Genomic DNA, 26,354 nt, shown 5'->3' with positions numbered 1-26,354 from the left:
GACCATTCCACCGACCGCACCGATTGAAAGGACCCGACATGACCCGGACTCCGAACGGCCGCCGACCCGCGCGGCGCACCGCGATCGCCCTCGTCGCTCTCGCATCCGCGAGCGCCCTCGCCGCCTGCGCGACCTCCTCCTCCCTCGAGGGGGTCGCCGACTCCGGCGCCTCCTCGTCCACGGCCTCCGCGCGGACGCTCGCCGTCGGCTCGCAGGACTACTACTCGAACGAGATCATCGCCGAGACCTACGCCCAGGCCCTCGAAGCGGCCGGCTACACCGTCGACCGGCAGTTCCGCATCGGACAGCGCGAGGTCTACATGCCCGAGATCCAGTCCGGCTCGATCGACGTGTTCCCCGAATACACGGGGAACCTCCTCCAGTACCTCGACTCGACCGCCACGGCGACGAAGGCCGAGGACGTCTACGCCGCGCTCACCAAGGCGATGCCCTCCGGCCTGCGCGTTCTCGACGCCGCCCCAGCGACCGACCAGGACACCTACGTCGTGACGAAGGAATTCGCCGACGCGCACTCGGCCTCGTCCATCGCCGACCTCAAGGGAGTCGAGGGGTTGGTGCTCGGCGGCAATTCCGAGCTCGAGACCCGCCACTACGGTCCGAAGGGCCTCGCCACCGTCTACGGGGTGAACGTCTCCTTCACACCCATCGAGGACTCGGGCGGCGCGCTCACCCTCAAGGCGCTGCGCGACGGATCCGTGCAGCTCGTCGACGTGTACTCGGCCGATCCGGCGTTCGCCTCCTCCGACCTCGTCACCCTCGCCGACCCGGAGGGGATGTTCCTCGCCTCGCAGGTCGTCCCGGTCGTCTCCTCGCGCGTCGACGCCGATGCGGCCGCGGTGATCAACACGGTCTCCGCCGCCCTCGACCCCGCCGACCTCGTCGAGATGAATCGGCAGTCGACGCAGGACGCCGCCTCGGCCTCGGCGATCGCGAAGAAGTGGCTCTCCGCGGAGGGAATCGTGAAGTAAGGGCGCTCCTCTTCTTCGTCGGTGGAGGGGTTGGCGACATGTGGAGGGGGTGCGACCCCTCCTATTGTCGTCAACCCCTCCATTCGTTCGTACGAAGCGCGGACGAGGACGGGCGCCGCGCCCCATTCGCCCCGATGACCTATCGGGGCCCGACAGACTGGACGGCGCCTCCGCACCACAAGTGGAGGGGTCGACGACACGTGGAGGAGGTGTAACCCCTCCGATCGTCGTCAACCCCTCCATTCGCGCGTCGAGAGCACGGTCAAGCACGGGGCGGGGTGCCCCATTCGCCCCGATGACCTATCGGGGCCCGACAGACTGGACGGCGCCTCCGCACCACAAGTGGAGGGGTCGACGACACGTGGAGGAGGTGTAACCCCTCCGATCGTCGTCAACCCCTCCATTCGCGCGTCGAGAGCACGGTCAAGCACGGGGCGGGGTGCCCCATTCGCCCCGATGACCTATCGGGGCCCGACAGACTGGACGGCGCCTCCGCACCACAAGTGGAGGGGTCGACGACACGTGGAGGAGGTGTAACCCCTCCGATCGTCGTCAACCCCTCCATTCGTTCGTGCGGAGCGCGGACGAGGGCGGGGCGGGGCCGAGCGGGGTGCCCCACTCGAACCACTGGCCCCGGCAGTCGGCTTGGACGGCAGCCGGTTCGGATAGCAGCCCGCGCGATCGGCCCAGCGAATCCACAAGTCCGCCCCGTCGCCTTCACCATCCACAGGCCGTTGCACCGCGACGAGCGGGTAGCGCGCGACCGGCCGAGACTGCCGACATGAGCATCCCCCACTGCGACATCATCCGTCTGACGGGTTCCCACGAGGATCGGGATCCGCGATTCGCGAGGCTCCGCCGCGGATTCGCGCTCGCCGTGCCCGACGGCGCCGAGAGCCTGCAGACATGGGAGGCGCAGAACCTCGTGGATCGAGCGAGGATCCACGCCCTCCACGATGCCCTCGCCGTCGACCCCGTCTTCGCGATGGAGTCGGTCCTCGTCCTCGAGGACATTCCGCAATGGCGAAGGAATCCCGACGTGCACCTGCGCGTTCCGACCAGGTACGCGACGAGCGCCCTGCCCGAGGTCATGATCGGTCCGCATCGCATCCCCGCGGCATCGGCGCGTCAGTGCCGCAGGTCGAGCGCAGCGCGAATCGAGCGCTCGCCCGAAGGCATCGCGCATGACGACCTCCCGCACAGCGCGCTCCTCCTCGCGGCGAATCGCCCGATCATCGACGGGTTCGTCGCAGTCTCGGGCGTCCTCCGACGGCTCTCCGCTTTCGATCGCTTCGACGAGCCACTCTCACGACAGCGCGAGGCCGAGGCCCGTCGCGCGCTTCTCACCGAGTTGAATGACTCCGAATCTCCACGCGGCGCCAGGCGCGCCGAACTCGTCGTCGCCCATGCGAGCGGTGCGTGCGAGTCGGTCGGCGAGGCCGCGCTCCTCGCGCTCCTCTCGACGATCTTCCCCGAGGACCTTCGGACGCAGCACGAGGTCATCGCGACGGGACGACGTTATTTCCTCGACTTCGCGCTTCCGCTGTTGAAGATCGCGTTCGAGTTCGACGGCGTCGTCAAGATGGGGAGAACGCCGGAGGAATTCCGTCGGGCGCAGGGCGAACTCATGGCACGGCAGCGCGACCTCGAACAGGCCGGATGGCACGTCATCAGAGTCGGATGGGACGACCTGCTCGACCCGGTGCGGCTTCGCAACCGGCTTCTCGACGCGCTCCGCGCGAGCGGCCGATGGAACGGTCGGATCTCCCCCACCGGGCAACGGATCTGGTCGTTCTGGCTGCGGGACATGGGACGGACCCGATAGGCGGGTCCGCGCAGCCGATTGGCCACCTCTCCGCACGACACGTAGAGGGGTTGACGACACGTGGAGGAGGTGTAGCCCCTCCGAATGTCGCCAACCCCTCCATTCGCGCGAGAAGAGTATGGACGAGGGCGGGGCGAGGCGTTCCATTCGACCCAGCGACATCGTCGGGGCTCGACAGCGCTCCGCCGCACGACACGTGGAGGGGTTGACGACACGTGGAGGAGGTGTAACCCCTCCGATTGTCGCCGAGCCCTCCATTCGCGCGCGGACGCGACGCGGCGCAAAGATCCGCGCCGTCCCACGCCGCAACCCCTCCATTCGCGCGCGGACCCGACCCGCGCGGAAGGCGAACGCCCTACTCGGCCGCCTGGGCCACGCCGAGATACTCGACCCAGCGCTCGAAGTGGTCGAGGACGTCGTGGGCGACCTGGTCGGTCGTCCAGTCCATGACGTCGTAGCCCTGACCGCCGCCACGGGGTCGAACCTCGAGCCGGACCGTCGTGTCGTCGACGTCGGCCATCGAGACGCCGAAGGTCGGGACGGGCGCGACGACCATGCGGACGGAATAGCGGAAGGCTTCTGCCTCGACGGGCGCGCCGCCGAGCGGGACGCCGAGGAGGCGCGCGACGAGCTGTTCCATGACCTCCGGGCTCGCAGAGGCGGCGAGCGACGCCCGTCCGAGAAACTCGCGATCGTCGTCCGGATCCTGCGCGGAGGAGCCCTCGACGACGACCTCGGCGACGAGGCCCCCGGCGCGCAGACGCTCGGCGACCGCGTCGAGCGCGGGAACGACCCGTCGGTCGAGGGCGCGCTTCGCGCGCGCCGGGCTCACCGCGTCGAGCGTGCGCGAGAGCCTGTCCTGCCACGAGAGGCGCACTCGGCCCGCCGCCGTGCCCGACATGCCGATGAGACCCGAAGTCACCGCGCGAGTCCGCGCGGCCGCCCTCGTCGCTTCGGAGCGCAGGGCCTTCCACAGGGACGCCGCGACGAGGATGAGGACGAAGGAGAAGGGCAGCGCCATGACGATCGTCGCCTGCTGGAGGATCGAGATGCCGCCGGCGAGGAGCATCGCGATCGTGAGGGCGCCGGTCGCGGTCGCCCAGAAGATCCGGAGCCACGGGGCGCCGTCCTCGCGGTCGGGCAGGTCGCGCGTCGAGAGGTTCGCCATGACGAGCGAGCCGGAGTCGGAGCTCGTCACGTAGAAGAGGATGCCGACGAACAGGGCGATGCCGATGAGGACTCCTCCGAGAGGGAGGGAGTCGAGGAGGGCGTAGAGCCCGCCCTCGGGCGTCGCGTAGGCGATCTCCTTGAAGGAGGCATTGCCCGAGCGGATGAGGTCGAGGGCGGTGTTTCCGAAGATCGACACCCACATGAGGACGTAGGTGAAAGGGAGGACGAGCGCCCCGATGACGAACTGGCGGATCGTGCGCCCGCGCGAGATTCGGGCGAGGAACATGCCGACGAACGCCGCCCAGGTGATCCACCACGCCCAGAAGAAGAGGGTCCATCCGTTGAGCCAGGCATCGGGCCGGTCGTAGGGGAAGGTCTCGAGCGTGAGAGCGGGGAACCGCGTGACGAAGTCGCCGATGTTCGCGACGAGCGCGTCGAGGAGGAACGCGGTGTTCCCTGTGATGAGGACCCAGAGGGCGAGGCCCATCGCGAGGAGGACGTTGATGTTCGAGAGAATGCGGACGCCCTTGTCGACGCCGCTCACCGCGGACACGGTCGCCATGACGACGGAGAGGGAGACGAGCCCGATCTGGGCGGCGAGCCCTTGCGGGATCCCGAAGAGGAGCGTGAGGCCGACGTTGAGCTGGACGACGCCGATGCCGAGGGAGGCGGCGATGCCGAAGATGCCGCCGACCAGGGCGAACACGTCGACGATGTCGCCGAGGAGCCCGTCGACGCGCGATCCGAGGATCGGTCGGAGGGTCGAGCGGACGGCGAGACGGTCGCGCCTGCGGTAGGCGAAGTAGCCGAGGGCGATGCCGACGAGCCAGTAGAGGCCCCATCCGGAGATGCCGTAGTGGAAGAGCGTCCAGGTGACGGCGGCGCGGGCGGCCTCGATGGTCTCGCCCGACCCGTTCGGGGGCGCGATGTACTGGGCGACGGGCTCGGCGATCGCGTAGAACATGATGCCGGTGCCGATGCCGGCGGCGAAGAGCATCGCCGCCCAGGAGAAGGTGGAGAAGTCGGGCGTCGAGTTGTCCGGCCCGAGGCGCACGTTCCCGAAGCGGGTGACGGCGAGGACGCCGATGAAGACGAGCGCCGCGGTCGTCATGAGGATGTAGAACCATCCGAACCAGCGGCCGGTCCAGCCGACGGCGGCGTCGAAGACGGCCTGGACGCCGGTCGGATCGAGGATCGCGGCGAGGGAGACGCCGACGATGACGAGCGCGGAGAGCCCGAAGACCGTCCGATTGAGGCGAGGCCCCTCGGCACTGGAGGCGCGGGCGGGCAGGCGCGGGTCGTGGTGCGCGTCGCCCGCCGTTCCCCCTTCGATCGACGAGGGCGGGGCGGCGGGCGGTGCGGTCGGGGACTGCGTCGACGGGGAGCTCATCCGGTGTTTTCGGTCGGGGACGGGACACTGCGCCGAGGGTCCGGAAGGGCGGGGCGCTTCCTCGCCAACCTTTCAGGGCCCGACGGGTCCCGCAACCGCGGAGGCGCGAGACGGGGGCGGAATGCGGGAGGGCGATCCGCGCGAGCGCGCGGATCGCCCGGCCTCGTCACGGAATGGCTCACACGGGCCGTTCTGAAGGCCCGGACACCCTTCACGAGCGTGAAAGGTCCACCTCAATGCGGAGGGCTTGACGACACTTGGAGGGATTCACGACGGACCGAGTGGAGGAGTCGGCGACACCTGGAGGGGTTCAGGCCAGGCCGAGCGGAGGCGTCGCCGACAAATGGAGGGGATGCCGACAGGTGGAGGAGGCGTAACCCCTCCTCGTGTCGCCACACCCTCCACTCGGGTGAAAAACAGTGGGAATAGGAGAGAAGGAGCACGCGCCGAGGAAGAACGATGCTCCGTCCAATGGAGGGGATGCCGACAAGTGGAGGAGGCGTACCCCCTCCTCGTGTCGTCAACCCCTCCACTCGCATGATGAGAGGGGCCGCGGAGGGGCGCGCACGAGGGGACGCTGAGCGTGTCCACGAGCGCGAGGCATTGAACGAGCCCGGGGCCGCAATACGACGCAGCGGGCCCATACGAACACCGATCAATGGAGGGGATACCGACAAATGGAGGAGGCGTACCCCCTCCTCGTGTCGTCAAACCCTCCACAAAGGTGAAGACGGGCACGCACGGGGACGGCGCGGGGCGCTGACCGAGTGGGAGACCTCGGGCGTGAGTGAGGGACGCGGGAAAGGCGCGCGTAGTGCGCGGCGCCCGATCAGGCGTTCCCGATGAGCCACTCCCGATCAGGCGCGGCGCTCGGTCGCGAGCTCGTCGGCGATGTCGGAAGCGACCTCGAACCCCGAGTCGTCGCGCGGGTCGTCGTCGGGCGAGCCCGGGTCCTCGCGCTCCGCGGGCTCGACGGCGGTCGGGTCCTCGAGGTCGAGGAAGGCGAGGTCGTACCCTTCGGGCACCTCGCAGGTCCGCGTCCACGCCTGGAGTTCGGTGAGGGTCGGCGCGTCGGCGAAGGACCCCATCTTCTCGGTCGACCGCGCCGCGGCGAGCATCGCCATGGAGACGGCCGCGCGCGCCTCGAGGCCGCGCATCCGCGCGCAGACGAGGGCCGCGGAGAAGGCGTGGCCCGCCGAGGTCGTATCGATCGTCTTGGCCGGGGCCGCGGGCAGGGAGATCTCCTCATCGCCGACGATGGCGAGGACGCCGGCCGCGCCGCGGGTGACGACGACGCCGGGGGCCCGCCAGATGAGCTGGCGGGCGGCCGCGCGGGCGTCCGCCTTGCGCGTGTAGCGCAGGGCCTCGGTCTCGTTGAGGGTGAAGACGTCGACGCGCTCGAGCGGATCGAGGTCGGAGTCCGCCCACCGGCCCGTCGTGTCCCAACGGCACTCGGCGAGGACCCAGGTCCGATCCGAGTCCTCGGCGGCGCCGGGCAGCGGCGCGACCGAGCCGCGGCGCCTCCACGCCTCGAGGGTCTCGAGGTTCTCCCCGAGCACGCCGAGTTCCGCGACGAGGGCGTGGGGCGCTTCGCGCATCCCGGCCAGGGCCGGGACCGAGAGATCGCCGAAGGTCGTGAGGGCCCGGTCTCCCTCGTATCCGAGGGCGGCGGTGATCGCCTGGTGGGGGACGCGGGCGGCGTGGTCGAGGTCGACGCCGTTGGCGGTGAGCATCCGACGGACGATGGCCCCGGCCTCGTCGACGCCGATCGAGCAGAGGAGCTCGGCGTCGAGGCCGAGCCGCGCGAGCGCGACCGCCCGATTGGCGGAACCGCCGGGGTTGAGGCTCGCGGTCGGGGCGATCTGCTCCTCGCCGGGGACGGGCGCGTGCTCGAGCGGCCCCATGACGAGGGCGAGGACGAGGGGACCTGCGACGCAGACCCTGGGACGCGCGTCGAATTCGTGCGCATCGGCGCTCATGGGACCCCCTTCGGACGGTGCGGACGCTCCCGCCCACTGTAGTTCCCGACGAGGACGGAAGGGCTATTCCGACCGGATCTCAGGGGCTCCGACCAACTGTCTTTTGCGCGCTCTTTACTCTTTGTGACCAAAACGCAACGTTCGAGTCGTGGTCTGGGAGGGAAGTCCTGCGCCGACCCGGTTAGGCTCCCCCCTGTATCCCGCGTCACCCGCGGGACCGACCCATCTATACAGAGGAGTCTTCATGAACCTCAAGAGGACCTGGCTGGCCGTCCCCGCCGTCATGGCGCTCGGCCTCGCCGCCTGCTCGTCCGGCGGCTCCGCGTCGTCGGATTCCGCCGCATCCGGCTCGTCCGACGCGTCGTCGACCGGCATCGTCTCCACCAACGGCTCCGAGCCGCAGAACCCACTCATCCCGGCCAACACGAATGAGACCGGCGGCGGCAAGATCCTCGACCTCATCTTCGCGGGCCTCGTGTACTACGACGCCAAGGGCGCCACGCACATGGACATGGCCGAGTCGATCGAGCCCAACGAGGACGCCACCCTCTGGACCATCAAGCTCAAGCAGGGCCAGAAGTTCTCCGACGGCACCGAGGTCAAGGCGAAGAACTTCGTCGAGGCCTGGAAGATGGGCGCCAAGGAGGCCATGCTCTCCTCGTACTTCTTCGCTCCGATCGAGGGCGCCGACGACGAGGGCGCGGGCGATCTCACCGGCCTCACCACCGTCGACGACTACACCTTCACCGTGAAGATGAAGGAGCCGACCGCGGACTTCTCGCAGCGTCTCGGCTACGCGGCGTTCTTCCCGCTCCCCGACTCGACCCTCGCGGATCCGGCCACCGGCGGCGAGAAGCCGATCGGCAACGGCCCGTACATGGTCGCGGAGAACGGCTGGGAGCACAACGCCCAGATCCACCTCATCCCGAACCCGGAGTACAAGGGCGACAACGTCCCGAAGAACGGCGGCGTCGACATCATCTTCTACGCCTCGCAGGACGCGGCCTACCAGGACCTCCTCTCGGGCAACCTCGACGTCCTCGACGCGATCCCGGACTCCGCCTTCGCGACCTTCGAGTCCGACCTCGGCGACCGCTCGGCCAACCAGGCCGCCGCGATCTTCCAGTCCTTCGCGATCCCGCAGAACCTCGAGCACTTCTCCGGCGACGAGGGCAAGCTCCGCCGCGAGGCGATCTCCTACGCGATCGACCGCGACACCATCACCTCCACGATCTTCTCGGGCACCCGCACCCCGGCCAAGGACTTCACGTCCCCGGTCGTCGACGGCTACAACGACTCGATCAAGGGCTCCGAGGTCCTCTCCTACGATCCGGAGAAGGCGAAGGAGCTGTGGGCCCAGGCCGACGCCATCTCGCCGTGGTCCGGCACCTTCACCATCGGCTACAACTCCGATGGCGGCCACCAGGCGTGGGTCGACGCGGTCTCCAACTCGATCAAGAACACGCTCGGCATCGACGCGCAGGGCGCGCCCTACCCGGACTTCAAGTCGCTCCGCACCGAGGTGACGAACCGCAGCATCAAGGGCGCGTTCCGCACCGGCTGGCAGGCCGACTACCCCGGTAAGTTCAACTTCCTCGCGCCGCTCTACGGCACGGGCGCCGGTTCGAACGACACCGACTACTCGTCCGCCAAGGTCGACGACCTCCTCAAGAAGGCGTCCTCGGCGACCTCGACCGAGGAGTCGAACAAGATCCTCGACCAGGTCCAGGAGATCCTCTTCACCGACCTCCCGGTCATCCCGCTGTGGTACTCGAACGTCGTCGGCGGCTGGTCCGAGAACGTCGACAACGTCGTCTTCGGCTGGAACTCGGTGGCGCTCTACACCGACATCACGAAGAACGCCTGATCCGAAAGGGGTCCGGCGACCGGATCCCGGACCGACATCAACCCGGCGGCGGGTGGGGGCTCCCCACCCGCCGCCGGCGCGTATTCCCGCTTCACGCCGCCGGCGATCCGCAGATCACAAGGCAAATCTCCCGTTTGCAGAGTGTTTACCCTATGATGCCCAGAGTGTGTACTGGCGCAACCAGTAGTCCGGCGGCGTCCACGGGCTCCGGCGGTATCCTCACACAGCGGGAAGCATCCCCTCCCCGTTCCACTTCTCGAAGGACTGTCCATGCTTCGCTACATCGGACGGAGACTCCTCCAGACCATCCCGGTCTTCTTCGGAGCGACGTTCCTGATCTTCGCGATGGTGTACCTCATGCCGGGTGACCCCGTCGCAGCCCTCGGAGGCGACCGCGGCCTCTCCGACGCCGCCTACGCCGAAATCGCCGCGAGGTACAACCTCGACAAGCCCTTCTGGATGCAGTACCTGCTCTACCTCAAGGGCGTCTTCACCCTCGACTTCGGCAAGACCTTCTCCGGGCAGCCGGTCACCGCGGTGATGGCGCACGCGTTCCCCATCACGATCCGCCTCGCGCTCTACGCGCTCGCGATCGAGGCGATCCTCGGCATCATCGCCGGCGTCATCGCCGGCGTCCGCCGCGGCGGGATCTTCGACTCGACGATCCTCGTCCTCTCCCTCCTCCTCATCTCGGTGCCGACCTTCGTCCTCGGCTTCGTCCTCCAGTTCCTCCTCGGCGTCAAGTGGGGCATCTTCCCGACGACCGTCGGCGCGCACGTCAACCTCCAGTCGTTGACGATGCCCGCCATCGTCCTCGGCGGCGTCTCATTGGCCTACGTCATCCGCCTCACCCGCCAGTCGGTGTCCGAGAACGTCTCCGCCGACTACGTGCGCACCGCCCGCGCCAAGGGCCTGAGCAACGGCCGCGTGATGACCCGCCACATCCTGCGCAACTCCCTCATCCCCGTCGCCACCTTCCTCGGCGGCGACCTCGGCGCCCTCATGGGCGGCGCGATCATCACGGAGGGCATCTTCAACATCTCCGGCGTCGGCGGCACCCTCTGGCAGGCCATCATCAAGGGCGAGCCCGCCACCGTCGTCTCCGTCACCACCGTCCTGGTGCTCGTGTACATCGTCGCGAACCTCATCGTCGACCTCCTGTACGCCGTGCTCGACCCGAGGATCCGCTATGAGTGATTTCATCCCCTCCGCCAACATCGAGCGCACCCGCGCCGGCCAGCGCCACTACGTCTCCGACATCGACGAGACCGGCCTCGGCGCCGTCGACGCCGTCGCCGACGACTCCGCCCCCTCGTCCCTGTGGGGCGAGGCCTGGAAGAACCTCCGCAAGCGCCCGATCTTCTGGATCGCCGCCGCGATCATCGTCGTCGCCCTCGCGATCGCCCTCTTCCCCGGCCTCTTCGCCCACCAGGACCCGCGCTTCTGCGAGCTCCAGAACTCCCTCAAGGGACCGACCGACGGCCACCCCTTCGGCTTCAACCGCCAGGGCTGCGACATCTACGCCCGCGTGATCTTCGGCGCCCGCGCCTCCGTCGCGGTCGGCGTCTTCACGACGATCCTCGTCGTCATCATCGGCGGCCTCATCGGCATGATCGCCGGCTACTTCGGCGGCTGGTTCGACGCGCTCCTCTCGCGCATCACCGATATCTTCTTCGCGATCCCGCTGCTCCTCGCCGCGATCGTCTTCATGCAGATGTTCAAGGAGCACCGCAACATCTGGATGGTCATCACCGTCCTCTCGATCTTCGGCTGGACCCAGATCGCCCGCATCACGCGAGGCGCGGTCATGACCGCGAAGAACGAGGAGTTCGTGACCGCCGCCCGCGCGACCGGCGCTTCCAAGGCCCGGATCCTTCTCAGCCACATTCTCCCGAACGCCATGGCGCCGATCATCGTCTACGCGACCGTCGCCCTCGGCACCTTCATCGTCTCCGAGGCCTCCCTGTCCTTCATGGGCATCGGCCTCCCCCCGACCGTCGTCTCGTGGGGCGCGGACATCTCCGCCGCGCAGGCGTCCCTCCGCACCAACCCGATGGTCCTCTTCTACCCGGCGCTCGCGCTCGCCCTCACCGTCCTCAGCTTCATCATGATGGGCGACGCGGTGCGCGACGCCCTCGACCCGAAGGCCCGCAAGTGACTGAGCAGAACCCGACCCCCATGTCCGAGGACGCCCTCGAAGAGGCCGTCACCCGCACCGTCCTCGGTGAGGACGCCTCCCTTCCCAAGCACGCCGCCGCGCCCTCGTCGATCGAGAACGCGGACGAGGACGTCCACCCCGACGATCTCAAGCCGCTGCTGAAGATCACCGACCTCGAGGTCACCTTCACGACCTCGACGGGCATCGTGCCCGCCGTGCGCGGCGCGAACCTCACGATCTACCCCGGCCAGACCGTCGCGATCGTCGGCGAGTCCGGCTCCGGCAAGTCGACGACCGCCGCCGCCGTCATCGGGCTCCTCCCGGGCACCGGCAAGGTCACCGGCGGCTCCATCGAGTTCGACGGCGAGGACATCACCCACCTGTCGACGAAGGAGTGGGTGCGTCTGCGCGGCTCCGGCATCGGCCTCGTCCCGCAGGATCCGATGACGAACCTCAACCCGGTGCTCCGCATCGGCACGCAGGTGAAGGAGGCCCTCCAGGCCAACAACGTCGTCCCGAACTCCGAGGTCGGCACCCGCGTCGCCCAGCTCCTCGAGGAGGCCGGACTGCCCGACGCGGAGCGCCGCGCCAAGCAGTTCCCCCACGAGTTCTCCGGCGGCATGCGCCAGCGCGTCCTCATCGCGATCGGCATGGCGGCCCGCCCGAAGCTCCTCATCGCCGACGAGCCGACCTCGGCCCTCGACGTGACGGTCCAGCGCCGCATCCTCGATCACCTCGGGACGCTGACGCGCGACCTCGGGACCGCCGTCCTCTTCATCACGCACGACCTCGGCCTCGCCGCCGAGCGCGCCGAGCAGCTCGTCGTCATGCACCGCGGGCGCATCGTCGAGTCCGGCCCGGCCCTCGAGATCCTCCAGCACCCGCAGCACCCGTACACGAAGCGCCTCGTCTCGGCCGCCCCATCCCTCGCGTCGGCGCGCATCGAGTCCGCGCACGCGCACGGCATCGCGGTCACCGACGAGGAGCTGACGGGCGCCGGCAAGGGCTCGACCGCGACCGAGGAGATCATCCGAGTCGAACACCTCACCCGCGAGTTCGACATCCGCGGTTCGAAGGGCGAGGCGAAGAAGCTCCTCGCCGTCGACGACGTGTCCTTCGCGCTGCGCCGCGGCACGACCCTCGCGGTCGTCGGCGAGTCCGGTTCGGGCAAGTCGACCGCGGCGAACATGGTCCTCCACCTCCTCTCCCCGACGTCCGGCAAGGTCTTCTTCGACGGCCAGGACACGTCCGAGATGAGCGACAAGGAGCTCTTCGCCCTGCGTCGTCGCCTCCAGGCGGTCTTCCAGAACCCCTACGGGTCGCTCGATCCGATGTTCTCGATCTTCCGCGTCATCGAGGAGCCGCTGCGCGTCCACGGCTACGGCACGCAGGAGTACGCGGAGCAGGAGTACGCGCGCGCGAAGTCCACGGGCCGCGAGCCCGAGGAGTGGATCGCCGCCCTCGTCGAGGCGAAGCAGGCGGGCCGCTCCCTGTCGGCGGCCGAGCGCAAGGAGTTCAACCCGAAGTCGCTGCGCGTCAAGCGCGTCTCCGAGCTCCTCGACATGGTGGCGCTCCCCCGTTCTGCGATGCGCCGCTACCCGAACGAGCTCTCCGGCGGTCAGCGCCAGCGCGTCGCGGTCGCGCGCGCCCTCGCGCTCAACCCGGAGGTCATCGTCCTCGACGAGGCGGTCTCCGCCCTCGACGTCCTCGTGCAGAATCAGATCCTCTACCTGCTCAACGACCTGCAGGCCCAGCTCGGGCTCTCCTACCTCTTCATCACGCACGACCTCGCGGTGGTCCGTCAGATCGCCGACGACGTCGTCGTCATGGAGAAGGGCAAGCTCGTCGAGCAGAACACGACCGACGCGCTCTTCGCGAACCCGGTCCAGGACTACACGCGCGAACTCATCGAGGCGGTTCCCGGCCGCAAGATCCAGCTCAACCTCTGAGTCCCTCTCATCGACGAGGGCGCAGCCCCCGGTCGATGTCGGCGCCGCACGGAATCCTCCGTGCGGCGCCGTCGTGTACCGACAAATCATGCGGCTCCGGCGACAGATCATGCGCGCGGACTCCACCGCGAATCCCGCACTCTGTAGTGTTTTGGCGTCCCGCATTGACGAAGGAGTCCACCGTGTCACGACAGAAGAAGGCGAAGCGGCCGAAGAAGCGCATGCGCAACGGCCTCTACCTCGCCCTCACCGTTCCGTTCATCGTCCTCGCCGTCGCCCTGGCCGGCGTCCTCAACATCGCCGCCGGCATGGCGCGCGGCCTCATCATCAACGCCGTCGGAGCCGGCGCCTGGACCGCAGACCAGGCCGAGGGCACCGAGAGCTGGGACCGCGACTACAACATCGCCGACTACGGCTCGATCGACGAGGCGATGGCCGCCTCCGGCGACGTCACGAGCCGCATCGCCGAAGAGGGCATGGTCCTCCTCAAGAACAACGGGGCCCTGCCGCTCGCCACCGGGAAGGTCACCCTCTACGGCCGCGGCGCCGCCGACCCGCTCTACGGCGGCACCGGCTCGGGCCACGCCGTCGCCACCGACGCCGTCACCATCCGCGACGGGCTCGAATCCGCCGGCTACGAGGTGAACGACGCCGTCTACTCCGAACTCGACGCCTTCGCGAAGGCGAATCCCGCCGAGAACGGCGGCCGCACGAACATCTCCTTCCTCCCGAGCGGCCCCGGCACCGTCTACAACGTCGGCGAGATGCCCGTCGCCGACTACTCCGAGAAGGCGCTCGCCTCGATGGACGACTACTCCGACGCCGCGATCGTCGTCATCGGCCGCACCGGCGGCGAGGGCGGCGACCTCACGCAGGACATGAAGGGCTGGGACGCGAACTACGTCGACGGCCAGCACCTCCTCGAGCTCAACAAGGACGAGCGCGACCAGGTCGCCCTCGCGAAGGAGCACTCCGACAAGGTCGTCGTCCTCGTCAACGCCTCGACGACCCTCGAACTCGGCGACCTCGAGAACGACCCCGGCATCGACGCGATCATGATGGTCGGCAACCCCGGCGTCACCGGCTTCGCCGCCCTCGGCAAGCTCCTCGACGGCGAGCTCAACCCCTCGGGCCGCACCGTCGACACCTTCGCCGCCGATTTCACGAAAGACCCGACCTTCGTCAACTTCGGGAACTTCCAGTACTCCAACGCCGATGAGGGCTTCTTCGTCGACTACGAGGAGGGCCTCTACTCCGGCTACCGGTACTACGAGACCGCCGCCGAGGAGGGCTTCATCGACTACGACCAGGCGGTCGTCTACCCCTTCGGCTACGGCCTCTCCTACACCTCCTTCGACTGGACGGTGAAGAAGCAGACCCTCGGGCCGATCGGCGACACGATCTCCCTCACCGTCGAGGTGACGAACACCGGGTCCGTCGCCGGCAAGGACGTCGTCGAGATGTACTACTCCGCTCCGTACACGAAGGGCGGCATCGAGAAGCCGTCAGTCGTCCTCGCCGATTTCGCGAAGACCGGGCTCCTCCAGCCGGGCGCCTCCGAGGAGGTCGAGCTCTCGATCCCCGTCGATCAGATGGCCTCCTACGACTACCGGGACGCGAAGACCTACATCCTCGAGAAGGGCTCCTACGCGATCACCCTGCGCACCGACTCGCACACCGTCAAGGCGGGCACCGAGCCGATCGACTACGAGGTCGCCGAGACGACGACCTACGACTCGACCCCGCGCTCGACTGACGCGGGCGTCGCGACGAACGCCTTCGACGACGTGTCGGCCGCCTTCGCGGGCAACGAGTCCCTCAACCCCGAGGCCGCCGAGGCCGCCGGCCCGACGAAGTCCCTCATGTCGCGCGCCGACTTCGCCGGAACCTTCCCCACGGCTCCCGCCGGGGACGACTTCACCGCGACCGACGCCGCGCTCAAGGCCCTCGCCCTCTACGACGCGAAGGCCGTCAACGAGAAGTCCGACGCGACGATGCCCACGACCGGCGCCGACAACGGCCTCCAGCTCATCGCGCTGCGCGGACTCGCGTGGGACGACCCGGCCTGGGAGACCTACCTCGATCAGCTCACCGCCTCCGACCTCGTCAAGCTGACGAACGAGGGCGCCTACGAGACCGTCGGCCTCACCTCCCTCGGCAAGCCCGGGACCGTCGACATGGACGGGCCCGCAGGGTTCTCCTCCTTCATCTCGCCCGTCCACGGCTCCGCGTTCCCGACGAACTACATCATCGGCCAGACGTGGAACCGCGAACTCGCGCGCGAAATGGGCGTCGCCATCGGCGAGGAGGCCCTCCAGCTCGGCATCTCCGGCTGGTACGCGCCCGCCGTGAACACGCACCGCTCCCCCTTCGCGGGCCGCAACTTCGAGTACTTCTCCGAGGACGGCGCGCTCGCCGGGAAGATGGCGGCGAGCGTCGTCTCCGGCGCGGCCTCCAAGGGCGTCTACTCGTACACGAAGCACTTCGCGCTCAACGACCAGGAGACCAACCGCGACGCGAACGGCGTCGCGACCTGGGCCGACGAGCAGACGATTCGCGAGGTCTACCTCAAGTCCTTCGAGATCGTCGTCAAGGAGGCCACCGCGCCCGTCCGCTACCTCACCGCGGACGGCGAGACGAAGACGACCGATGTCGGCGCGACCGCGATCATGAGCTCCTTCAACCGCATCGGGCTCACGTGGGCCGGCGGCGACTCGGCGCTCCTCAAGGACCTCCTGCGCGATCAGTGGGGCTTCCGCGGCATGGTCGTCACCGACATGGCGTCCGTCGAGCAGTACATGGTGCCCGACTGGGGCGTCGCCGGAGGCACCGACCTCCAGCTCGCCTGGACGATGATGAAGCGCATGCAGGACCCGTCCTCGGCCGCCGCCTTGACGAACATGCGCGAGGCCGCCCACAACATCCTCTACACGGTCGTCAATTCCAACGCGATGGACGGCATCGGCCCGAAGGACTCGCTCGACTACCACCGCGCCTGGTGGGAGTGGACGGTCATCGGCGTCACGGCCCTCCTCCTCGCGCTCGCCGCGCTCGGGATCTACCGGGTCGTCCGCCGCGTCCGCCGCTACCGCGCCGTCAAGGAGACCACGCCCCTCGGCGGGAAGGTGATGTGGTGACCCGCTGAGTCCCCCGCTCATCGACGAGGGCGCAGCCCCCGGTCGATGTCGGCGCCGCACGGAGTCCTCCGTGCGGCGCCGACGCATTCGCGGAAGCGGGGCGCTTCATCACCCCCGGGACTGATTGCTGGAAATTACTCTTGTCATCAGGTGCGTAGTTGGCAATAATACTTTCCACCTAGAGGAGGAACCGTGCCGAAGAGCATTCATCCGCGCTCGGCGCGACTCATGACCTCGATCGGCCCGTCGATCCGATCCTGGAGGGTCGCTCTGGGACTATCGGCGACGCAGGTCGCGGACAGAGCGGGAATCTCCCGGCCGACGCTCCGCATCATCGAAACCGAGCCGCAGCGCGCATCATTCGGGAACGTCATGGCCGTCCTCACGGTCCTCGGTCTCGATGGCGCCGTCGCCGAAGCGATCGACCCGATGGAATCAGCCAGAGGGAGGGCGCTCATCCTCGACCGCATGAACAGGGGAAAGCGGGCCTGACATGACGGACTCGTTGAGCATCCATTGGACCTTCCCCGACGGAAGCACCCGATACGTCGGCGAGCTGCGAACGCGGGGGTCGGCGCATACGCAGGAGTTCACCTACGACTCGGCGTGGTTCGAGCGCGGTTTCAGTATCGGGGAGGGACTCCCCCTCGTCGCAGGACCGATCGCGCCGCCCGGCAGATCTACGCAGGCTCGAGCAGCCAGGGCGGTGCCCGCCCCAAGGCGACCCTCGTGGAGGACGACGGCGCCCTCGTGCTGGCGAAGTTCCCCTCGGAGCGCGACCTCTACGACGTCGAGTCCTGCGAGGCGGTCGCACTCGCAGTCGCCGCGGATGCGGGCCTCCTCGTTCCAGATCGGGAGCTGCGCAGGCTCACGCCGGATCGTGCCATCCTTCTCGTGCGCCGTTTCGATCGCACGGCCTCTGGACGACTCGGCTACCAGTCGATGCGCACCGCGTCAGAACTCACCGGTATGGATCCGTACTCGTACGACATCGCCGCGATGACCGCGCGCTACCTCAGCGGGGATCGCGGCGTCGAGGCGGTGGTCGGCGCGGCGGCGCTGTCGATCTGCGTCCACAGCGTCGACGATCATCCGCGCAACATGGGATTCCTCGGGGGAAAGGACGGCTGGACCGTGGCTCCGCTCTTCGACGTCGTCCCCTTCCCCTACGAGGAACGGGGAACACCCCTCGAATCGGGAGACCCCGACCGATCTCTCGAGCACCTTCTCGACCTCGACTGGGGTCTGAAGAAGGACAGGGTCGCGCAGATCGCCGGAACGGTCGCTCAGATCGCGCGGGGCGCCTGGGAGCGGGCGCCCCGCGCCTTCGGACTCGACGAGGAGCTCGCGGCGCAATGCGGACGATTCATCGAGTCCGCGTGCGACTTCGACACCGTGCTCGACGGCGACGAACCCCGCTTCCCGCTCTGAACGCACCCGACGGCGAACGGGCGATCGCATGCTCAACCCGCAATAGCGCACACAGTTTCAGCCGTATCGGCGCTGTCGCGCCAGAAGCGCGAACTGTTCTCCCAGGTCAGGGCCTATAGGCCTCCACCCTCGCAGAGAAACTGTGTGCGTTTCTGCGGGACTACACCTGGCGAGGTGCCGAATGGGCCGCTCCCCGCCATGACGAATGTCATGGCGCGGACCCCTCCGACCGACACTCCTCGATCGGAGGCGCCGGCGGAACGATGGGGCCATGAGCACGACAACGCCGCTGCGCACCGCGAGCGAACCCTTCGCGACTCCCGCCGTTCCCGGCACGCCCGGTGCGTCCACGACCGCATCTGCCGCTCCCGGGACGCCCGCGCCCGCCGTCCTCGCCCGCGACCTCGTCAAGACCTTCGGACGCGTCGCCGCCGTCGACGGCATCTCCCTCGAGATCCCCCGCGGCACGATCATCGCCCTCCTCGGGAAGAACGGGGCCGGTAAGACGACCCTCATCGACATGCTCCTCGGCCTTCAACGGCCCGATCGCGGCGAAGCCCGCCTCTTCGGATTCTCGCCGCGCGACGCGATCCGCCGGAGCCTCGTCGGTGCCGTCCTCCAGACCGGGGCCCTTCCCGGAGATCACACGGTCGTTCAAGCGCTCCGTCTCTTCGCGGCCTCCCATGACCGCCCGCTCCCCCTCGATCGAATCATGAGCGAGACGCATCTCGAGGGCCTCGCGAAGCGGAGGATCTCCAAGCTCTCCGGCGGCGAGCAGCAGCGCGTACGCCTCGCCCTCGCCCTCCTGCCCGATCCGCACCTCCTCATCCTCGACGAGCCGACCGCCGGCATGGACGCGACCGCCCGACGCGAATTCTGGGATCTCATGCGCGTCCAGGCGGAGGCGGGCCGCACGATCCTCTTCGCGACCCACTACCTCGCCGAGGCCGAGGAGTTCGCGGAGCGCACGGTCATCGTCAAGGACGGTCGCGTCGTCGCCGACGCGCCGACCGACGAGTTGCGCCGGACCAGCACGACGCGCACACTCCGGATCCTCCTGCCCGACTCGTCGCGCGACCTCGCGCGCCGCGCCCTCGCCGCCCTCCCCGGCGCCGAGGACTTCCGCATCTCCTGGAGCCCCGTCGACGCGGACCCCGGCGTCGCCGCCCTCGAGCTCGTCGGCTCCGACACGGACGCCGCCGCCCGCGCGCTCCTCGCCCTGCGGGGCGCGCACGGCCTCGAGATCGCCTCGGCCTCCCTCGAGGAGACCTTCGCGCGCCTCACCGCGTGACCCTGCGCCTTCCCGAACCCCTCCCCTCGACGGGCCCCGACTTCCCCGAAAGGACACGACGATGACCATCACGACCTCCGCTCCCCGCGCCGACGCGCTCGACGAGCGGCGCCCCTCCAGCGGCTGGAAGGGCTTCGGGCTGCGCGCCTGGTACGCGTTCATCAAGCTCCTCACGAACCCCTACTCCCTCGGATTCGCCCTCGGCCTGCCGATCTTCATGTACCTGATCTTCGGCGCGGGCCAGGAGTACGGGAAGGAATGGGCGGGCCATTCGAACGTCGCCGCCGTCGTCCTCGTCAACATGGCCGTCTACGGGACGATCATGTCCGCCTCGTCGATGGGGTCCGTCGTCGCGCTCGAGCGGACGAGCGGGATCTCCCGCCTCCACGCGCTCACTCCGATGTCCCCGCTCGCGGGCATCCTCGCGCGAATCGCCGCCTCCCTCCTCATCACGATCGTCGTCACCGGGATCGTCTACGCGGCGGGCGCCTTGACGGGCGCCCGCATGGAGGCCTCCGCCTGGATCGAGTCCTACCTCCTCATGGTCGTCGTCTCGATCCTCCCCATCGCCCTCGGGCTCGCGTGCGCCTTCGCCGTCCGCAGCGACGGCGCCTTCGCACTCACGAGCGCGATCACGGTCCTCGGCTCCTTCGCCGCGGGTATGTTCATCCCGCTCGAGCAGATGGGGGACTTCTGGGCGCGGATCGCCCCGTGGACGCCGTTCTACGGATCATCGCGGATCGTCCTCGCTCCGCTCTACGGCTGGGAGGGCTTCTCGGCGTCGTGGGTCGTCGGGCTCCTCGCCTGGACGCTTCTCTTCGGCGCGGTCGCCGTGCGCGCGCAGCGTCGGGACACCGGCCGCTGAGCGGCCTCTCGGGTAGGGTCTCATTCGGACGGAGGAGGGCGAATGCGCGTCGGCGAAGGGATGGGCGACGGCGCCCCGGCGCGCGTCGGAGGGCGCGCGCTCGCGCCTCGCGACCGACTGATCTCGCTCCTATGGGCGCTCCCCTTCCTCATCTTCCTCGCCTACCCGATCCTCGCCGTGGTGAAGGCCGGCATCTCCGACCCGGTCGCCGCCCTCTCGCTCGCCGAATCGCTCGCCCTCGGCGCCGTCTACATCGCGACGTGGCTGATCCTCGATCCCGCGCCCACTGACGCGACGAGGGGACGGCGTTTCCTCATCATGATCGGGCTCCTCGCGGCCCTCCAGATCGCAATGGCCGCGACCGTCATGCCGACCGGTTCCACGGGCATGGTCTTCATGCTCTGCTACGTCGTCTCGCCCATCGCGATCCTCAGTCCTCCGCGCTGGATGCTCCCCGGGCTCGGCCTCGTCTTCACGCTCGCCGCCGTCGAGACCCTCCTCCATCCCGCCGAGGGTCTCTTCCCTCTCCTCATCATCGGCGTCACGACGACGGTCTGCGTCCTCGCGCGACTCTCGATGGACCACGGCCGGCGCAAGGACATCGAGGCCGAGCAGAACCTCGCCCTCTCCGCCGAGCGCGAGCGCACCCGGATCAGCGCCGACCTCCACGACATCCTCGGCCAGACGCTCACCGGCATCACAGTGAAGGCCGACCTCGCCGGGCGACTCCTCGACGCCGGGCGCCTCGAGGACGCCCGCGCCCAGATCGACGACCTCCAGGAGATGTCCCGCTCCGCCCTCGCCGATGTGCGCGGGGTGGTGAGCGCGAACCGCACGCTCCTCCCCGCCACCGAGATCGACGCCGCCCGCGCGATCCTCACGGCCGCGGGCATCCGCCTCGACGTCGTTCGCGAGGGAGAGCCCGCGCCAGGGACCCCCTCGACCCTCGTCGCGCACGCGATCCGCGAGGGCTGCACGAACGCGTACCGACACGCCTCCCCCTCCGTCGTCACGGTGACGCTGCGCGGCGACGGCGTCTCCGTCGTCAACGACGGCGCGAAGCCGCGTCCGCTCTCGCGCCTGCGCCACTACGGCCCGGCTGGAGCCCCCGGCGGGGGCAACGGTCTGGAGGGCCTGCGCGAACGGGTCGGGGATCGCGGGCGTCTCTCCTGGTGCCTCGAGGGCGACGTGTGGACACTCGACCTGCGCCTCGACCAGGTCGGTCGGAACGGAGGCGCGCGATGAGCCCGATCCGCGTCCTCGTCGTCGACGACCAGACGATGGTCCGCGGCGCCCTCGCGACCCTCCTCTCGCTCGAGCCCGACATCGAGGTCGTCGGCCAGGCGGGCGACGGCGCGGAGGCCCTCGCGGCACTCGACGCGCTGGCGGGCGGCACTCCTTCTCCGATCGACGAGGCCGGGGCGGGGCGCCCCAACGGGGGGAACGCGGGGGACGCCGAGTCGACTCGGGCATCCTCCGCCGCCCGGGTCGGCGCACCGGCGCCCGCCGCACGCACCGTCGACGTCGTCCTCCTCGACGTCGAGATGCCCCGCATGGACGGGCTCACGACCTGCGCGGCGATCCACTCCCGCCATCCGGGCGTTCGCGTTCTCATGCTCACGACCTTCGGGCGGCCCGGTTACGTCCAGCGCTCGCTCGACGCGGGCGCGTCCGGGTTCCTCGTCAAGGACGCGCCCTCCGAACAGCTCGCCGACGCGGTCCGGCGGATCGCCCGGGGTCTGCGGGTCATCGATCCGACGCTCGCGGTCGAAACGCTCGAGCGCGGGACGTCGCCGCTCACCGACCGGGAGGTCGACGTCCTGCGCGCCGTCGCCGACGGCGGGACGATCGCGGACATCGCGGCCGCGCTCGACCTCTCGCAGGGGACGGTGCGCAATCACGTGTCCTCGGCGATGCTCAAGACCTCCGCGCGCACCCGGGCCGAGGCCGTGCGCGTCGCGACCGAGAACGGGTGGTTGTAGACGAGCGCGGTTCCTTGGACCGCGGAGTGCGACGATCGCGTCACTCGTCCGAGCGACGATCCGGAAACATCGAAAGTACAGCCGGGAAATCCACCTCCACAACTCCAAACTTTGGCTCTTGTGACTGATCTGTGGGTGGTTGGGCGGGTCTGGACGGGTGCACGCCGTTCTCTCGTCTATGTTCCTGGCTTGTCGAGAGTCAGTAACGAAACAGGGAGAACGGCGTGCAGGAAACCACCCTATGGCGACNTGGCTCTTGTGACTGATCTGTGGGTGGTTGGGCGGGTCTGGACGGGTGCACGCCGTTCTCTCGTCTATGTTCCTGGCTTGTCGAGAGTCAGTAACGAAACAGGGAGAACGGCGTGCAGGAAACCACCCTATGGCGACAGCTGCTGGGAGTCGAGAAGACCACGGTCGTCGAGCAGGTCGAGTATGACGCGGACGAGGGCATCGTGGTCGCGTCGGTGCGTGCGTCGGGGAAGCTGAGGCCTCGGTGCGGGAGGTGCGGCAGACGTGCTGCCCGTTACGACCTCGGTGAGGGGCTGCGGCGGTGGAGTGCGCTGGACCTGGGCCCTGTCCCGGTGTGGCTGGAAGCGGAGGCGCCGCGTGTGAAGTGTACTGAGCATGGGGTGATCGTCGCGCAGGTGCCGTGGGCGCGTCATGGTGCCGGGCACACCAAATTCTTCGATCAGCAGGTCGCGTGGTTGGCGACGGTCACCTCCAAGTCCGCCGTGAGGGAGTTGATGCGCATCGCGTGGCGCACGGTCGGAGCGATCGTTGCCCGCGTGTGGGACGACACCGCCGCCGAGACCGACCTGTTCGCCGGGCTCACCCGCATCGGGATCGATGAGATCAGTTACAAGAAGGGCCACAAGTACCTCACCGTCGTCGTCTGTCACGACACCGGCCGACTCGTGTGGGCCAAGCCCGGGCGGGACAAGAGGACGCTGCGAGCCTTCTTTGCCGAGCTGGAGGCGTCCGGGGCGGGCAGGTGCGCTCGGATCACGCATGTCAGTGCGGACGGGGCAGACTGGATCGGCGACGTCGTCGCCGAGAAGTGCCCGGACGCAGTGCGCTGCGCCGATCCGTTTCACGTTGTCAAATGGGCCACCGACGCCCTCGACGAGGTGCGCCGGCAGGCATGGAACGATGCCCGCAGAGCCGCCAGGAGCGAACCGCGCCGCAACGTCGGCAGACCTCGCAAAGACGCACCCACCAGACCCGCCAGTGACACGGCCCGCAGGTTGAAGAACTCACGCTACGCGCTGTGGAAGAACCCTGTCAAGCCCTGGGTTTTGTGGAGGCTCGTTTATCTGGTTGTGGTGGTCTCGGTAAGGGGCCGGTCAGCGGTATCGAGGTCTTCGATCTCGGCCCCGGTTCGGGCGTGGTAGGCGAGCTCATGTTCGACGGGGGTGAGCATCCCGATCGCGGAGTGAGGTCGCACGGTGTTGTACCAGTGGACCCACTCGGCAGTGGCGACCTCGACGTCGTCGATGGACGTCCAGGGGCCCTTGTTGCGGATGAGCTCGGCCTTGTACAACGAGTTCAGCGCCTCGGCGAGAGCGTTGTCGTAGGAGTCGCCCTTGGACCCCACCGAGGCCACCGCCTGGCAGTCCTCAAGGGCCTGCCCGTAGCGGACGGAGCGGTACTGCACCCCACGATCCGAGTGGTGGACGAGGCCGGCCAGGTCGGCACCGTCCCTGCGGCGCTGCCACACGCCCATGTTCAGGGCGTCCAGCGACAGGTCGGTGTAAAGGCTGGTGGAGGTCTGCCAGCCCACGACCCGACGCGAGTTTACGTCGGTGACGAATGCGACACACCCACCCCGAGAACGTTCGGACGTAGGTGATGTCGGCGACCCACAGCTCATTGGGGCGCAAGGCCGAGAAGTGGCGGTCCACGAGGTCCGCGGGGCACTGCTCACGCGGCGCAGAGCGCGTCGTGTGGGGCGTCCTTGGCCCGCCGGATACCCCGCAGCCCCAGGCAGCGCATGAGGCGCTCGATCGTGCAGCGGGCCACGTGCCCCTGCCCGTGGCGCTCAGCGACCACGGGCCGGTTCAGCATGACGTGCATCTTGCGGGCCCCGAACGCCGAGTAGTTCTCAACATGCACGGCACGGATCTCGTCCTTGAGGACCTCGTCGCGCCTGGCGCGTGGTGAGGGCGGGCGGGTCCTGGCCGCGTAGACGGTGGATGGGGCGATCGTGATGCCGGCGCTAGTCAGCGTCTTGCAGATCGGCTCGACCCCGAACTCGTCCTTCTTGGACTCCACGTAGCGGCAGATCATCGGGATGGGCGGTCGAGCTCCGCCGCGAAAAGAGCTGAGGCGCTCTTCAGGATCGCGTTGGCCCGCCGAAGCTCGCGGACCTCCTTCTCCAGCTCCTTGATCCTCTCGGCCTCCCCCGTGGTGGTGCCGGGGCGGGTGCCCTGGTCCACCTCGGCCTGCCGCACCCACGTACGCAAAGCCTCCGGATGGACCCCCAGCTCGTCGGCGATCCTCTTGACCGCCCCCCTTAGCCCTGGCCGGGTCGGCCAGCGCCTCCAGCGTCATCCTCGTCGCCCGCTCACGAAGCTCCAGCGGGTACTTCCTCTGTCCCATGCGCAGTGATCCTTCCTGTCATCACTGCCTCCATCAAACCCGGGGCGCAACAGGGTGAACTTCATGACTGCGCCCGTCAACGGGACCGGCACCAGTGACGACGGGCAGTCCATCGTGCTGCTCAACGACGACCTGCTGGACGGGCTGATGAAGGCCTGGCGGGAGGACGACGTCGCTGCGTTCCTGGAGGAGCACCCGGAGGTGCAGACCTTGGGGAGCGAAGCGGTGAACTGAGGGCGCAGCCCCTTGTGGTGGCAGGAGGAGTTGTGGGGGTGCCCAGCCTGGCGGCTGGACACCCCCACTGGCTTCGCCGACCCTGATCAGGCCGGACCATCCATTGCAGGCCCGCTACGGTCCGTTGGGTCAGCCGACCGCAGGGTTCGTGAAGTACATGGAAATGCCCTGCCCACCCCCGATGCACATGCTGACCATCGAATCACGCTTTCCGGACCTCGCCAGCTCGTACAGCACCTTGACGGTGAGAACGACACCTGTTGCTCCGATGGGGTGACCGATGGAGATACCGCCCCCGTAGATGTTCACCCGCTTGGGGTCAAGGCCGAGGTCTCGTCGGACAGCGACAGCCTGACTGGCGAATGCCTCATTGATCTCGAACATGTCGATGTCCGTGAGGTTGACGCCCAGTTTCTTGGCCAAGGCCTCTGAGGAGAGCTTCGGGGCGTATCCCATGTACTCCGGTTCGAACCCTTCCACCGAGAAACCTTCCACCCGCAGCTTCGGGATCACCCCCAGTTCCTCGGCCTTCGCGCGGGACATCACGACGACGGCAGCGGCGCCATCGTTGAGGCTGGAGGAGTTGCCGGCCGTGACAGTCCCTCCCTGGACGAAGGCAGGTCGCAGACGCGCAAGGGCTTCCAGCGTTTGTCCCGGACGGGGTCCCTCGTCCGTGTCGAAGACGGTCACATTGCCTTTTCGGTCCTTCAGCTCGACAGGGAGGATCTCATCGACGAACTTCCCTTCCGCGATCGCGGCCGATGCCCTGAGGTGGCTCTCGAGTGCGAACTGGTCCTGTTCCTCGCGGGAGACGCCGTAGCGAGAGGCGACATTCTCTGCGCTTACTCCGTTGTGCTCATTGGTGAGTGGCCATGTCAGGATGTCGATGACCCCGTCCTCGAGAACCCGGTGGCCCATCTTGGTCCCCCAACGTGCGTCCTTGACGTAGTAGGGGAGCCCGGAGAGACTCTCCACCCCCGCTGCGACCACCACATCGGCGGTGCCGGTCCAGATCTCCAGCATCGCGTCGGCAATGGCCTGGAGGCCGGATCCGCACTGGCGGTTCACCGAGTATGCGGTGGTGCCGAGTGGCAGTCCCGCCGAGATGCCAATCGCCCGTGCGATGAATCCGTCCTGGGCAATCTGGCCGACCTGACCGACGATCAGTTCGTCGACATCCTCACCCGGGATCCCGGCCCGTGCCACCGCCTCGCGCACCACCATCGCACCCATGTCGATGGCCGAGAGACCCTTCAACGAGCCGCCGAACGAGGCGACCGGAAGGCGCACCCCGCTGACGATCACGACTTCATCCATGCTGTCCTCACATCCGTTGATTCCGTTACCAGTGCATTCCCGACACAGTGCCCTGTGCGGCTCACAGTGGACCGGGTGACGGCACAGGCCACACGGCGGGAGAGAAGAAGCTGCTCTCCAGGGGTGCCCACGCAGGGCACCCGGTCCACGTCTCGCCCGACAGGGCATGCTC

Annotated in this window: 17 protein-coding genes, 2 pseudogenes and 1 other annotated feature; of the genes and pseudogenes, 15 read left to right on the top strand and 4 right to left on the bottom strand. The window is 68.6% G+C overall.

All coding sequences use genetic code 11. The annotated features are described in order from the left end of the window. The first annotated feature begins 38 nt into the window (after positions 1 to 38). Positions 39 to 989: an ABC transporter substrate-binding protein gene (locus DY157_RS09595; protein ID WP_115728394.1), complete on the top strand. Its 951-nt coding sequence runs from the start codon at positions 39 to 41 to the stop codon at positions 987 to 989. 781 nt (positions 990 to 1,770) lie between these two features. Further along, complete coding sequence (locus tag DY157_RS09590) at positions 1,771 to 2,814, top strand: hypothetical protein (RefSeq protein ID WP_115728393.1); 1,044 nt, start codon at positions 1,771 to 1,773, stop codon at positions 2,812 to 2,814. Between the two features lie 355 nt (positions 2,815 to 3,169). Here the strand turns inward: DY157_RS09590 and betT are convergent, their stop codons facing one another. Together betT and DY157_RS09580 are read right to left on the bottom strand one after the other, a co-directional pair. Then, positions 3,170 to 5,374 carry a choline BCCT transporter BetT gene (betT, locus tag DY157_RS09585; RefSeq protein WP_115728392.1) on the bottom strand — a complete coding sequence of 735 codons (2,205 nt, stop codon included), beginning with the start codon at positions 5,372 to 5,374 and terminating at the stop codon, positions 3,170 to 3,172. An 857-nt stretch (positions 5,375 to 6,231) separates the two neighbouring features. Beyond that, positions 6,232 to 7,353 carry a carbohydrate kinase family protein gene (locus tag DY157_RS09580; RefSeq protein ID WP_115728391.1) on the bottom strand — a complete coding sequence of 374 codons (1,122 nt, stop codon included), beginning with the start codon at positions 7,351 to 7,353 and terminating at the stop codon, positions 6,232 to 6,234. A 244-nt stretch (positions 7,354 to 7,597) separates the two neighbouring features. Here DY157_RS09580 and DY157_RS09575 point away from each other — a divergent pair, with 244 nt between their 5' ends. The 12 genes and pseudogenes from DY157_RS09575 to DY157_RS09520 form a co-directional block, all read left to right on the top strand. Continuing rightward, complete coding sequence (locus tag DY157_RS09575) at positions 7,598 to 9,220, top strand: peptide ABC transporter substrate-binding protein (protein ID WP_115728390.1); 1,623 nt, start codon at positions 7,598 to 7,600, stop codon at positions 9,218 to 9,220. Between the two features lie 270 nt (positions 9,221 to 9,490). Further along, the gene (locus tag DY157_RS09570; protein WP_115728389.1) at positions 9,491 to 10,417 is read left to right on the top strand and encodes an ABC transporter permease; all 927 of its coding nucleotides are present in this window, start codon (positions 9,491 to 9,493) and stop codon (positions 10,415 to 10,417) included. Continuing rightward, a complete protein-coding gene (locus tag DY157_RS09565; RefSeq protein ID WP_115728388.1) occupies positions 10,410 to 11,378 on the top strand; it encodes an ABC transporter permease in 969 nt (322 codons plus the stop codon). Before DY157_RS09570 ends, DY157_RS09565 begins: the two co-directional genes overlap by 8 nt. A 20-nt stretch (positions 11,379 to 11,398) precedes the next feature. After that, positions 11,399 to 13,327 (top strand): dipeptide ABC transporter ATP-binding protein, encoded by a 1,929-nt coding sequence (locus tag DY157_RS09560; protein WP_407923475.1) that lies wholly within the window; start codon positions 11,399 to 11,401, stop codon positions 13,325 to 13,327. Positions 13,328 to 13,509: 182 nt separating this feature from the next. Then, entirely contained in the window at positions 13,510 to 16,464 is a 2,955-nt protein-coding gene (locus DY157_RS09555) for a glycoside hydrolase family 3 N-terminal domain-containing protein (RefSeq protein ID WP_218938085.1), read from the top strand. 192 nt (positions 16,465 to 16,656) lie between these two features. Continuing rightward, complete coding sequence (locus DY157_RS09550) at positions 16,657 to 16,956, top strand: helix-turn-helix domain-containing protein (protein ID WP_218938084.1); 300 nt, start codon at positions 16,657 to 16,659, stop codon at positions 16,954 to 16,956. Between the two features lie 114 nt (positions 16,957 to 17,070). Further along, the gene (locus DY157_RS09545; RefSeq protein WP_268876500.1) at positions 17,071 to 17,895 is read left to right on the top strand and encodes a HipA domain-containing protein; all 825 of its coding nucleotides are present in this window, start codon (positions 17,071 to 17,073) and stop codon (positions 17,893 to 17,895) included. A 271-nt stretch (positions 17,896 to 18,166) separates the two neighbouring features. Next, positions 18,167 to 19,186, top strand: coding sequence for an ABC transporter ATP-binding protein (locus DY157_RS09540; protein ID WP_115728385.1), 1,020 nt, complete (start codon positions 18,167 to 18,169; stop codon positions 19,184 to 19,186). Positions 19,187 to 19,247: 61 nt separating this feature from the next. Next, the gene (locus tag DY157_RS09535) at positions 19,248 to 20,051 is read left to right on the top strand and encodes an ABC transporter permease (protein WP_115728384.1); all 804 of its coding nucleotides are present in this window, start codon (positions 19,248 to 19,250) and stop codon (positions 20,049 to 20,051) included. A 42-nt stretch (positions 20,052 to 20,093) separates the two neighbouring features. Continuing rightward, positions 20,094 to 21,296, top strand: coding sequence for a sensor histidine kinase (locus DY157_RS09530; protein WP_115728383.1), 1,203 nt, complete (start codon positions 20,094 to 20,096; stop codon positions 21,294 to 21,296). Continuing rightward, the gene (locus tag DY157_RS09525; protein WP_115728382.1) at positions 21,293 to 22,033 is read left to right on the top strand and encodes a response regulator transcription factor; all 741 of its coding nucleotides are present in this window, start codon (positions 21,293 to 21,295) and stop codon (positions 22,031 to 22,033) included. The genes DY157_RS09530 and DY157_RS09525 overlap by 4 nt, the downstream gene beginning before the upstream one ends. Before the next feature lie 362 nt (positions 22,034 to 22,395). Next, positions 22,396 to 23,313 (top strand): annotated as a pseudogene (locus tag DY157_RS09520) (transposase); the annotation flags it as partial. A 29-nt stretch (positions 23,314 to 23,342) separates the two neighbouring features. On the opposite strand, the pseudogene DY157_RS09515 reads toward DY157_RS09520, so the two are convergent. Then, positions 23,343 to 24,631, bottom strand: a pseudogene (locus tag DY157_RS09515) (IS3 family transposase). Continuing rightward, positions 24,227 to 24,355, bottom strand: a sequence feature (AL1L pseudoknot). Its footprint overlaps the pseudogene before it by 129 nt. Before the next feature lie 63 nt (positions 24,632 to 24,694). On the opposite strand from DY157_RS09515, the gene DY157_RS11425 reads away from it, so the two are divergent. Then, entirely contained in the window at positions 24,695 to 24,865 is a 171-nt protein-coding gene (locus DY157_RS11425; RefSeq protein ID WP_160159522.1) for a hypothetical protein, read from the top strand. Between the two features lie 129 nt (positions 24,866 to 24,994). Here DY157_RS11425 and DY157_RS09510 read toward each other — a convergent pair whose 3' ends face one another. After that, complete coding sequence (locus tag DY157_RS09510) at positions 24,995 to 26,182, bottom strand: thiolase family protein (RefSeq protein WP_115728381.1); 1,188 nt, start codon at positions 26,180 to 26,182, stop codon at positions 24,995 to 24,997. Positions 26,183 to 26,354 lie beyond the last annotated feature (172 nt).

It is taken from the genome of Actinomyces culturomici (assembly GCF_900499005.1).
Lineage (GTDB): Bacteria > Actinomycetota > Actinomycetes > Actinomycetales > Actinomycetaceae > Pauljensenia > Pauljensenia culturomici.
Note: the sequence above shows the minus strand (reverse complement) of the source record. Positions and strands in the feature narration are given on the sequence as shown.